The sequence below is a fragment of the Undibacterium sp. WLX3042 genome, from assembly GCF_049544825.1.
In the GTDB taxonomy this organism is placed as follows: domain Bacteria; phylum Pseudomonadota; class Gammaproteobacteria; order Burkholderiales; family Burkholderiaceae_D; genus Undibacterium.
Genome location: NZ_CP186698.1, coordinates 1,332,136 through 1,344,681, shown reverse-complemented (window position 1 = coordinate 1,344,681; position 12,546 = coordinate 1,332,136). Strand labels below are relative to the sequence as shown.

Annotated in this window: 9 protein-coding genes; 3 read left to right on the top strand and 6 right to left on the bottom strand. The window is 49.9% G+C overall.

Going from position 1 to position 12,546, the window contains the following annotated elements:
- Window positions 1-22: 22 nt before the first annotated feature.
- From ACPAOP_RS06020 to ACPAOP_RS06010, 3 genes are all read left to right on the top strand, one after another.
- Entirely contained in the window at window positions 23-517 is a 495-nt protein-coding gene (locus ACPAOP_RS06020; RefSeq protein WP_423709656.1) for an ureidoglycolate lyase, read from the top strand.
- Between the two features lie 794 nt (window positions 518-1,311).
- Entirely contained in the window at window positions 1,312-2,520 is a 1,209-nt protein-coding gene (locus tag ACPAOP_RS06015) for a M20 aminoacylase family protein (protein WP_423709655.1), read from the top strand.
- Between the two features lie 50 nt (window positions 2,521-2,570).
- Entirely contained in the window at window positions 2,571-3,149 is a 579-nt protein-coding gene (locus ACPAOP_RS06010; RefSeq protein WP_423709654.1) for an ATP-dependent Clp protease proteolytic subunit, read from the top strand.
- Window positions 3,150-3,336: 187 nt separating this feature from the next.
- Here ACPAOP_RS06010 and ACPAOP_RS06005 read toward each other — a convergent pair whose 3' ends face one another.
- From ACPAOP_RS06005 to ACPAOP_RS05980, 6 genes are all read right to left on the bottom strand, one after another.
- The gene (locus ACPAOP_RS06005; RefSeq protein WP_423709653.1) at window positions 3,337-5,091 is read right to left on the bottom strand and encodes a methyl-accepting chemotaxis protein; all 1,755 of its coding nucleotides are present in this window, start codon (window positions 5,089-5,091) and stop codon (window positions 3,337-3,339) included.
- A gap of 351 nt (window positions 5,092-5,442) precedes the next feature.
- Window positions 5,443-5,856 carry a hypothetical protein gene (locus tag ACPAOP_RS06000; RefSeq protein ID WP_423709652.1) on the bottom strand — a complete coding sequence of 138 codons (414 nt, stop codon included), beginning with the start codon at window positions 5,854-5,856 and terminating at the stop codon, window positions 5,443-5,445.
- Window positions 5,857-5,866: 10 nt separating this feature from the next.
- Entirely contained in the window at window positions 5,867-7,024 is a 1,158-nt protein-coding gene (locus ACPAOP_RS05995; RefSeq protein ID WP_423709651.1) for a hypothetical protein, read from the bottom strand.
- 345 nt (window positions 7,025-7,369) lie between these two features.
- Complete coding sequence (locus ACPAOP_RS05990) at window positions 7,370-9,598, bottom strand: TonB-dependent receptor (RefSeq protein ID WP_423709650.1); 2,229 nt, start codon at window positions 9,596-9,598, stop codon at window positions 7,370-7,372.
- Between the two features lie 225 nt (window positions 9,599-9,823).
- Complete coding sequence (locus ACPAOP_RS05985; RefSeq protein WP_423709649.1) at window positions 9,824-11,257, bottom strand: metallophosphoesterase family protein; 1,434 nt, start codon at window positions 11,255-11,257, stop codon at window positions 9,824-9,826.
- A gap of 88 nt (window positions 11,258-11,345) precedes the next feature.
- On the bottom strand, window positions 11,346-12,524 hold the full coding sequence (locus ACPAOP_RS05980) for a serine hydrolase domain-containing protein (protein WP_423709648.1): 1,179 nt from the start codon (window positions 12,522-12,524) through the stop codon (window positions 11,346-11,348).
- Between the last annotated feature and the right edge of the window lie 22 nt (window positions 12,525-12,546).

Genomic DNA, 12,546 nt, shown 5'->3' with positions numbered 1-12,546 from the left:
ACCAAATCACAATGTCCGCGACATGAAAACACTCACTATCTCTCCTCTGACACGGGCGACGTTTGCGCCGTTTGGCGAAGTGATCATGACCGATGGCGCGCGCCATTACCCGATTAATCAGGGTACTACCGAGCGTTTTCATGCCCTCGCCTGCGCTGACACGCACAGTGAAAATGGACAAACCATACTCAGCCTGTTTCGCGCGCAGCCACGCCAACTGCCGCTGCCAATTACCATTATGGAAAGGCATCCGCTAGGCAGTCAGGCATTTGTCCCGCTGACACAAAATGAGGAAGACGAATATCTGGTCGTTGTCGCACCGGCGGGGGAATTTGATGAAAACAAGATGCAGGCTTTTTTGTGCAAAGGCTTGCAAGGCGTGAATTACGCTAAAGGCGTCTGGCATCATCCGCTGATCGCCCTGCATAAAATCAGCGACTTCATCGTCATGGATCGCATCGGCCACGGTCACAACTGCGATGAAATCACGCTGGATGGCAGTTGGGTACTCGCCTGAACATTTCACACACTGCGCATTAAATCAACATTCGCAAGCCCCTGCGCTATTCTTTTCGCGTATCAGATGGAAGGTACAAACAAAAACGCAGGCAAAAAAATAGCCCGCTAAGAGCGGGCTTAAATCCAAACCTTAGGAGGTGTTGGAGGAGACAGGTGTAACTATATCGCACCGCAACAAATACGCAAACGACTATTTTTGCATATCAAACATTCACAAATCAGATATCTGAAAACGATAACAAATTACCTAGAAGAAATCTTATTTCAAATTTTTATCGTTTCTATTGAATTTTTTAGTGCGTACCGGAAAAAAGACAAAAAAAACCCGCGACCTTGCGGTTGCGGGTTAAATCCAAACCTTAGGAGGTGTTGGAGGAGACAGGTGTAACTTTACTGCAGTGCAGCAAACATGTCTGCTTTATTTTCGATATATCAATCATCACCGCAAAGAATATCTGCGCACCATGCTCTGCGAATGTCTGTTGAAGATGTTTTCTTATACCGACTACGCATGCGGGTGAATGAAAAAATCAGCGCAACACAACCTTCCGCGGCTCAAGATCAGGCAGTGGCCTTGGCGTCTGAACGACTCAGGAACACTTTCCTTGTTTTTATTCAAATTCCGCGTCAGTGCTGATGCCCGCCTCTGTGGAATCTGGTATCGTTCTCTCTGATGTGCTTGCTGCAGACGATGCAGCAACTTCACGTCGAAAAATTAAATTGCGTCCTGCTGCGGCTCACTATCCATCCCGATACCAGCCAGCACATCTGCAACGCAATCCGGAGACTCGTATGAAACTAATAGATCCTATTGTTCAATTCCAGGCAGAAATTCAACAAATCCGCCGTGATATTCACGCTCACCCTGAGCTTTGTTACGAAGAACACCGCACCGCAGACGTTATTACGCGCCAGTTGCAACAGTGGGGCATTCCTGTTGTTTCGGGTTTAGGCGGCACTGGCGTCCTGGGCATCATTAAAAATGGTAACAGTACGCGGGCGATTGGTTTGCGCGCCGACATGGATGCTTTACCGATGCAGGAAATCAACAGCTTCCCGCACCGCTCGCAGCACGAAGGAAAAATGCATGCCTGCGGGCATGACGGGCATACCGCGATGCTGCTGGGTGCCGCGCATTATCTGGCGCAACACCGCAATTTCGACGGCACGGTATATCTGATTTTCCAACCAGCAGAAGAAGGTGGCGGCGGTGCTTCAGCGATGATCAACGATGGCCTGTTTGAGAAATACCCTATGGAAGCGGTGTTCGGTATGCATAACTGGCCGGGGATTCCTACCGGCTCGTTTGGTCTGACGCCGGGACCAATGATGGCCTCTTCAAATGAATTTTTTGTCACCATCAAAGGCAAAGGCGCTCACGCAGCGCAGCCGCACAAAGGTATCGATCCGATCATGATCGCGATACAGATTGCGCAAAGCTGGCAAACTATCGTCAGTCGTAATGCCAGCCCGCTGGAATCGGTAGTGTTGTCAGTCACGCAGATTCACGCAGGCAGCGCCACCAATGTGATTCCCGACGATGCACAACTGGTCGGCACGGTGCGGGCCTTCAGCAATGACATGATCGATCTGGTCGAACAACGCATGCGCGCCATTGCGACACACACAGCGGCGGCGTTCGATGCCGAGATTGAATTTGAATTCCGCCGCAATTACCCGCCACTGATCAATCATCCTGTTGAGACCGCATTTGCCACCGAGGTGCTGCGTTCCGTGGTTGGTGCAGAGCGCGTAAATGCACAGACCGAACCAACCATGGGCGCGGAAGATTTCGCGTTCATGCTGCAAGCGAAACCGGGCTGCTACGTCTTCATCGGCAATGGCGAAGGTGGTCATCGCGATGCCGGTCATGGTCTGGGCCCCTGCAATCTGCATAATCCCAGTTATGACTTCAATGATGATTTGCTGCCTATCGGCGCGACATACTGGGTCAGGCTGGCAGAAGCCTACTTGAAAAAAGCCACCGACGCAGCCACCTGAGACAGCAGACAAGCTACAATTTCAACCTTCATAACCGGACACGATTTCACATGGCAGACGAAAAAGACAATAACGACGTACAACGCAGCCCTTTCCTCGAAGAGAAAGCATTTAAATCCCGCACCGTGCTGGTTTTCGGCACCATCAACGATAAACTCGCAGCGGATGTCAGCAAACGCCTGATCGCGCTGGCGGCCGAGTCAAAAGATCCGATCACTATGCTGGTTTCGTCACCAGGCGGTCATGTTGAATCCGGCGACGTGATTCATGACATGATTAAATTCATCGATGTACCGGTGAATATGGTCGGTACTGGTTGGGTAGGCAGCGCTGCTGTCAGTGTCTTCCTGTCGGTGCCAAAAGAACGCCGTGTCTGTTTGCCGAACACACGTTTCCTGATTCATCAACCCAGCGGCGGCTGCGGCGGGCAGGCAACAGACATTGCGATTCAGGCACGCGAAATCGTCAAAGTGCGTGAACGTATCTCGGCACTGATCGCGCGCGAATCCGGTCAGACGCTGGAACGCGTGACGAATGATATCGACCGCGATTACTGGATGAGCGCAGAAGAAGCACTGGAATACGGTCTGATTTCACGCACCATCGTCAAACAAAGCGACATCGCTTAATTACCATTCATCCTGATTCCTGCATTTCAGGGCTTACCAGGGGATAAATATACTCCTCCCAGTATATTTTGAAGCCCTTTAAATATAAGGACATGAGCGGTGAATACTAAAAAAGCAGGGGGAGTATATGCTCCGCCCTGCTTTTTTTACGCCACGGCTGTGACTGCCAGTACAAGACTAAGCAACATCAAAACTCTTCCCAGTCTGCGGTGTCGCCTGCTTTTTCAACTGCTTTCGCTGTCCGCTGCGGACTTTGCCGGACACTGGCTGGCGCAGGTTTGATTGCCGTGCTGTTCGTTTCCTTTTTACCCGGCTTTGCCATCGTCTTTTTTGTCGCGTCAGCAGTATTGTGATTCACCAGCATTGCAGATGCGTTCGGCGCCGCCGTCTGGCTCTGATCTAATTTGAACACGCTGACGACGCTGCTGAGTTTTTCTGCCTGCTCCTGCAATCCGGCAGCAGCAGCAGCGGCTTCTTCGACCAGAGCTGCATTTTGCTGCGTCAGCGTATCCATATTAGTAATCGCATCATTGATCTGCGCAATACCAGCGCTTTGCTCCTGACCGGCGGCCGTAATCTCGTTAATCATGTCGCTGACGCGCCGCACGCTGGCCACCACTTCGCTCATCGTGTCGCCCGCCTGATCGACCAGCCGCGTGCCTTGTGCGACTTTATCGACAGAATCGTTGATCAGCTCTTTGATTTCTTTCGCCGCACTGGCAGACCGTTGCGCCAGATTACGCACTTCCGACGCGACCACCGCAAAGCCGCGTCCCTGCTCACCGGCGCGCGCCGCCTCCACCGCTGCGTTCAGCGCCAGAATATTCGTCTGAAAAGCAATGCCATCAATCACACCGATGATGTCGACAATCTTACGTGAGGACTCGTTGATCGAGCCCATGGTCTGCACCACTTGCGAAACCACGTCGCCGCCTCTTTGCGCCACGGCCGAGGCAGAATCCGATAACTGATTCGCCTGGCGCGCATTGTCTGCATTGTGATGAATCGTCGAAGTGATTTCTTCCATCGAGGACGCGGTTTCTTCGAGTGAACTTGCCTGACTTTCAGTGCGTCCCGAGAGATCAAGATTGCCTTGCGCGATTTCTGTCGCCGCAATGGTGATGTGATCCGTTCCCTGCCGCACTTCGCTGACCACCTTCAGCAAGTTGTCGTTCATCTCTTTCAAGGCTTGCAACAGCATGCCGGTTTCGTCTTTACTGCTGGCTTCAATGCGGCTGGTCAGATCACCAGAAGCAACCGTCTGCGCAACCTTCACAGCATTCATCAGTGGCCGTGATACCAGACGGGCGATCCAGAAAGACAATGCCAGTCCCAGCACAACGCAGATCGCCAGCGCGACTAAAATCAGCGAACGTGCCGTTTCATAAACCTGCGTGCTATGTTCATAGGCAGCGATGCCACCGTCAGACTGAATTTTCACCATCTTATCGACGTGATCGCGCAGTCGGGTATTTGCTTTGGAAGAACTGGTACGCAGCAGATTGACCGCTTCCGTCTGATTGCCGGCTTTGGCAGCAGCAATCATCTTATCGGTGATCTGCAAATAATCTGCCATCAGTTTTACATACTCATCGTAGTTCGATTTTTCAGTCGGATTGATGATCATGCGGCTGTAATCCGCTTCAATCTGACGCAAGCCATCAATAGCTTCTCTGGTGCGACCGACATATTTTTCGACTTCCTCAGGATTTTCCGCAAAAACCATTTGTGCCTCTTGCGAACGTATGCGCGAGACACGTTCTTTGATACCCATCGCTGCCTTCACACTGGGCATCCAGTTTTCTCCCAGATCCCTGGCAGCATGATTGACCTGCGCTAATTCAATGACAGAAAACATGCCGATGAAAATCGTAATCAATAGCAGGCAAAGAAAGCTGATTAACAGCTTTACCGATATTTTCAGATCATAAAAAAACGACATAGCGCACTCCGGAAGTAATGTTGATATGGCGAACAGCAAACGAACAATGTGACGGACAAAGTATTTGCAGCGGTGAATCAGTACGACAGGAAATGCCGGTCAGGCACGACAGAAACGCAGGTATTGCAAGACAAACTCATGTGAGGCTCCTGAACAGGGTCAGACATCAATATTGCGACAAATACCGAACACTTTGTGTGAAATCGATGTGAAATTGCGACGGGGTATGGCAAGCGCGATTGACTGCGCTGGTTTTTCAGCACTCAGAAAAGAGACTAACTGTTCGTGAACAAAAAAGCAAAAGGGGAAAAGCAATTTCTGCTTTTCCCCTTTTTACAGATCATGCGACGATTATTGCAGTGTCGTAATCACTTTGACAGATGAATCCACGGCGGATTTTTCTATGTAGCCGATTCCGGTAGGATTGGCCGCAATCGCTTTTTTCACCTCTGCGGCAGACTGGTACTCTTTTGGTGCAGTAGCCTTCCCCGTAAACACCAGTTTGGACCAGATCGCTTTCACTTCCGACAAATCCTTACCGGCGACTCTTTTGTAAAACTCAGCGCGTACCGGTGAATTTTCTGCCAGATCTACCGGTGTAAACATCGGTGATTTACCCAGGAAAAATTGCGATGCCTGAGCTGCCGTCATCGCAGTCGCCGGATTCGCCGGATTCACGATCACGACGATATCAGAGGCACTTGCACTCGCTGCAACAGAGGAAAACGCTGCGGCAAGCATGACTTTTTTCAAAAATGTTGTCATCGCCATCTCCTCAGAATACAAAATCAACCGCAGCAGCCAACACGTTTACCGGGCCTTTAAAACCAGGTTTGGCATTGATAAATACGCCATTGCCATTGTCTGGAGACATACGATCAAATTGCACTTTTAATGCAGCCGATTTATGGAAGTCCCAGCGTACGCCTATGCTGTTGCTGGTCTGAATCGGGGAAGCTGAAGCCAGTGCATTAGCACCTGCGGTGTACGCCAGCAAAGGACCAGCGGTCGGTGTTCCGGCAACTGTTCTTGCGCTGTCCTGTTTGGCAGAAGCATGAACAACATAAGGCAGGAAGCTGCCGACGCGATAACCAAACATGGTGTACCACGATGTGGTGTCAGCAACAGATAAACTGCCGGATTTACGCTTACCGTATTCCGCCTGCACAACAACGTTTTTCCAATCCACGCCTAAGCCCAGAGAAGTAAACGACGCTTTAGTGTCCTGCACCGCAATCGCATTCGCGGCACTGGTGTAACCATATTTATTCAGGCCGCTGACTAGTGTGTTCAGGTTGACAGAATTATCAACAGACACGTTGGTATCAACACGACCCAAACGCACCGTGAACGGGCCGTTTTCCAGTGCTATGTTGAAGCTGGAAAGCTTTTTAAATTTCGCTTTGTAGCCAGGACTTTCGCTCTCTGTCACGCCATATGCCAGTTGCGCAGTCACATTCGTTTCGCCAACCGATGTCTGATAAGTACCATCAATACCGTCGATACTTTCGAGAATAACCTGTGTGTACATCTCGACTGGCGGACGCAACATCGTGTTTGCATAACCAACATTGCGGTAATCAGAAATCATGTACACAGGTAAGCCCATACGACCAACGCGCACACTCAATTGATCATTCACTTTCGCTTTGGCAAACGCCCATGTCAGTTCCGCGCCAAAATTATCTGTGACATTTTTACGTACCAGACCCTGACCGGTGAAAGACAACCAGTCAGTTGCTTTTGCCGTGACCTGGATACCGAAATTGGAATCAACGCCGGTTTTCGCATCCGTCGTCACACCTGCGGCCTGATTCGGACGCGCGAACTCCGCATCGGATGTATTCGTGCGTGTCAGAGCCGCAGTACCAAAGCCGCTGATCGTTACATTAGAACTGTCGTCAGCCCATGCAGCGGATGCTGCGACTGACATTGCCACTAAGGCAGTTAAAGTTTTTATTTAATTTCATGTTTCCTCCTCGCAATGAAATAATTCTAGCCTTCAGAATTATTTCCACAAAGAAGCAAAACGGATGAAATCAGGGCAAATGTTGCACCAATTTCGTGCAATTCTGACGAAGAAAAATCAAAAATATAGATTTCTCTCATATGATGCAGAGTAGTTCGGATTCTTTCAACAGGCCGCTGCAGAATCAGAAAAATGGCTTAGAGTGGAGCATCCATTTGACGATTTCTAACAAATCCGTTGCTTATTCCATACATGAAAAACAAGAAATAAGCGACGGATTTGGAAAATAAATACGACCCCGAATGAGAATCAGAAGTCAGCGCTGACAGACAAGCTCCAGCTACGGGCAGGCTGGAAAGTGTACTGATCGAAAGCGACGCCTTTGCTGCTGGCTGAGACAGAAGTTACATCCTGCTTATCAAACAGATTGTTGATTCCTAACTGCGTCTTGACATTCTTGACCAGTGAACCAACCGCTTTCCAGCGATAACCTATCGTCAGATCGGTCGTCATGTAAGAAGGTATTTTGTAAGCAGCTGGCTCACCGTCTTTCGCATATTGCGTGCCGACATTTTTTGCAATCAGCGAACCATACAAACCGTTTGCTTTATACAAGAGTCCAAGCGCACTGGTGCTCTCCGGCGCTTTTGCTACCTGCAGGCCGGTGTCTTTGGCTTTAGCACTGTTGACAGACGCATTCGCGTGAACAGAGAAACCACTACCGATGTAATAAGTGGCAGCCGCCTCAATACCTTTATAGACAACACCACCCTGGTTGTAATACACCAGATCATTACCACTGCCGGTGGACGCGATCTTATTATCAAAGTCGATGTAATAAATATCGGCATCCAGTGTCAGATTGCGCGACTGATGCACCGTACCCAGCTGATAATTCGTCGATGTCTGTGGTTTCGGTGTGCTCAGATTCGGGTTGTTCACATAAAACATGGACAGATCCGGCACCAGAAAGCCTTTGGCAATCTGTGCATACGCAGACCATTCTTTATTCACACTGTAATTCGCTGTCAGGAATGGCAAAGTCGATGTGTAGGTTTGCTCTGCAGTCGTTGCAATCCGTGTACCCTGATTCACAGGCGCATCGATTTCGCGTTTGAAGTGCAGATACTTGATACCCGGCGTAATCGTTAAATCGGGCGCAGCATTCCATTCAAACTCTACAAACGGTTGATACTGCTTCCATGAAGAACGCTGTTCGTAAGATACGCTTTTCGGTGCACTTGATTCTTTAGGATTCGGCACCCCTAAGGTCCAGTCGAGATCATAGGTATGACGGTTGGTATTTGAACTTTCCAGCCAGACACCGGCACGCAGTAAGCCTGCTTCAAACTGATTGGTGGCTTTGAAAATATCGCCGTTAACACGATATGCATTGAGTTTGTTGTAGCCAGGAACATTCTTGTTCCCGGCAGCACCGGCTTTGGTACCGTTGGCGGTTGCACCGCTGGCATCCTGACCGGAATAGGTATCGTTGTTATACGAATAGGTGTACAGAGTGTTGTCGATATTCCAGCCAGCTAACTTCGATTGCAGGCGGATATAATCAAAATCCGTCGTTTTGTAGTTGAAGTTATAACCGTAATAATTCTGGCTCGCCGGATCATTGTTCAGGGCATAGTTTTTACCAAACTGGGCAACCTGACTCAAGGTCACACCACCTTTATCCGGAACATAGCTGTTGATCTTGTTATAGGTGGAAAACACAGTCAGCACGGTATCCCGACCAAGATTACGCTGGAATTTGAACTGGTAATTATCTTCAGTGACGCTGCTGTATGTCAGATAACCGTCGGATGTCAGACGTGAAGCATTGAACATCATCTGTGCATTGCCAAAGTTCGACAACATACCGCTGTCGATTTGCGCACCATACATGCGGGTATTCCATGAACCAAAAGTCGAATACGGTGTGAAATTAAAATCCGACGATAATTCTTTTGAGAACAAATTGATAGAACCGCCAAACGTGGCTTGCCCCAGATTGCTGGCATTGCCCGGGCCGCGCTCGATCACCATTCCGCCGATGATGCGTGCAGGGAAATAAGACGTGGAATGATGCGTAGGATTATTCGTATCACCAAAAGGGATGCCGTCATACGTCATGTTGTATTCGCCATCCTGAAAACCACGTAACGTGACTTTGGATTCGGCCAGGCCGGGACCATTGGCAGACACGCCGGAACCCACACTTGGCGCAATCCGCGCAACGGCATTGAAATCAGCCAGATCAGTCACTGACTGCTCAATAAATGTCGCAGTGATAATCGATTGTGGTTGTGTCGCTTTCAGAGAACTCTGTACCGGCGCACGATTGCCAACGCTGGAACCACTGATCACTACACGTGATTTGATCGCTTCCGCATCGAGCGCAGAATCAGATTCAACACTGCTGTCAGTCTTTGTCATTGACTGCGCCTGAGCGTGCTGCGCGACCATCAGCGTGACCGCAAGCACGACCTGAACTGACATCAGCTTGCGTGTAAATTGTTTCTTGTATTGTTGCTTGTGCCGGGACATCATCTTGCCTTCCATTGAACTTGGTGGGTAGAAAACTCACAAGTCTAGGAAGGCGGTGTGACGTCAGAATGAATTTACCTGACAGTTTGATGACATAACAACAGTATGAAGGTATCTGCTTCTGTATCTGACTCAGTATCCCGGTACTGTCTTTACTTAAAACGCTGAATGTTCAGTATGCTGCTCGCATGGTGCTCATTTCAAAGCACCATGCGAACATCTGCACTATTGCATGGATTGGCACTGAGTCTGTTTACCCTGAGTACGGCATTCGGTCATCAGCTTGCCATTTTTATTCCAGGCCTGAATTTTCCAGGACTGCGGTTCGCGTTCCATCACCATGAAACCAACGTCGTTGGAATTGCTGAAATGTGCAATTTCTGCTGCGGCATACGGCGTGGTTCCCGCCGGTAAAGCGGCTGGCAGCGGTGAGTCAAGTGACGAGCCACCATTACCCGAAACAAACTGCACCGGATGATCGCTGGCAAACGTCAGTGCCTCGAATAAATGCACGTGTCCGGCCAGTGTCGCCTGCACTTTGGACGGAAACAGACGCGTCGGATTAATATCATTCATCACGCCCTGCAAGGCAGCATTTCCGGGCCAGATCGTTAATCCACCCTGTTTATTCCTGCCCGCCCCCAGACCGAGGATAGGATGATGATTGATGAAAATATTAAAGTCGGCAGAATCAGACAATTGATTCACGGTCTTGAATTGTTCCATGTAAACCTGATACGGCACATCATTTTTACCTAATGCCTTGTTCGGTACTTTAGACGAGTCAAATACGATCAGTTGCGCTGACTCCTTCCCGACACGTCCCAAGGGTACAGCGTAAGGCGGGCTGTAATCTCCAATGGCATCATCACGTTCTGCATTACAATCACGCCCGCCCTGTAACGGCCGTGGATCAAGGAAACGCCACCAACCTTGTCCGGCACGCAGACAGGATTCATGATTGCCACGTACCATCACCCACGGTGCGGCTTGCAATAATGCCTGTGCCGGGTCAAAAAAATCCGCTTTCCACGTATCCCAGCCATAACCCCAGGGACTGCCGGCACAATCTTTATTCCCCTCCGGGCAGGCATTCTCGCGGTAATGATAATCACCGACATGAATCACCAGGTCCGGCTTTGTTTTCGCAGCGGCTTCGACCATCGATCTGAAGGCCCATTTCTCGCTGTCGCTACATGACTGAAAATAGTTATCCGCCAGTTTCAGACGGCAACCGGTATCGCCAATCACGACAATTTTTTTTGCGACAGGCTGCGGCAACGGCAACTCGCGCCCGCCAACGCTGGCAGACATAGTTGTTGGTGATAATGCCGCCTCGCAAGTCAGCACCGGAAATGCGGACGGTTTAGAATCGTTCGCACTACTTGCGGTCTTGCGTTGCGGGATGGTCGCGGCGTCGGCACGCGCGGTCATCATTTGCGCTTTACCATCTTGCGTCAACACCGGACAAACTGTATCCGTGGTCACGACACGTGCCACTGCTTGCCCCTGTTCACCAAGCACAGTCCATGCTTGTTGCAGGCCATCTTGTTGTGCAGACAGTTGGGGTGACGTACTACAAGCGGATAAAGTCAGAACAGTTGCGACTGGCAATACCGACACAGACGACAATAAAGAACGAATTGAACAAATATACATTTTTCCTCACAGTATTTGTTAATGATGACTATGCTAAGCGAAGGATGTGTCGGCAATATGAATTGCTTTTTCTGGGCGCGACAACTATTTATTTCACGCCGATTGCCGCATACGCGAGGCGCTTGAAATCAAATGAAAACGGATGCCAAAAGCTCATTAATCTTTGCGTCATCAGTATCCCAGCAATATTGTGGCGCGGGTTGATCCACCAGTGAGTACCTGCGATGCCGCCCCATTCAAACTCACCTTCGGACCCGGCCGGATCTATCGACGACGGCCGTAAAGTCACTGCGCCACCGAATCCAAAACCCTTGCCGGGCACATCACCAACGCCAGGAAAACTGATGCCGGTGCCGGCCGGTAACTGATTCTGCATCATCAGATGCAGCGTTTCGGGCTTCAGCAAATGATCGCCATCGGGCATAAAGCTGCGCATCAGCGCCAGCATATCGTGCATACTCGATACCAGACCACCGCCACCGGACAAGCGCGGCACCGGCATCGTGAACGCGCCGGGGTAAGGCGATTTATCCAGCCTGCGCAAACCACGCTGCAACACATTTGCAGGATCAGCACCGCCGTAATAAGCTGTCAGACGATTCAGTTTATTTTCCGGAACATAGAAACTGGTGTCATCCATCCCCAGCGGATTGAGTATCCGCAAACGCAGAAACTGATCAAAATTTCTGCCACTGACCACCTCGACCACACGCGACAACACGTCAGTAGCAATTGAATATTGCCAGGCTTCACCGGGATGAAAACTCAGCGGCAATTCTTCCAGAATATCAATCATTTCCGCCAGCGTCTGGAAGGCATTCAACACTTTACGTTCGTTATAAGCCTTGTACATCAGGCTGCCGTGATCCAGCAGTCCGTAACTCAAACCAGACGTATGGTTCAGCAAATGACGGATAGTGATCGATGAACGTGCCGGTTCAGTATCATCAAGGCTGTTCGCACCAGCCTTCAACACACGACGCTTTCCCAATTGCGGCAAATAATTTCCCAGCGGATCATCGAGTGCGATTTTTCCATCCTCGATTAACAGCATGATCGCCATCGAGGTGATCAGCTTAGTATTCGAAAAAACCCGGAACAAATGATCACCACGCAGAGGAATCTGGTTCTCAATGTCAGCCCAACCGGCGTGGTGTTCATGCACCAGATCACGCCCCACCAGCACTGCTGTCGATACCCCCGCCAGTATCTGACGGTCCACGTATTGCTGCATTGTTGAATTTACTTCACCGAAATCGTAAGCCATATCGTTTATGATGATTTTTCTG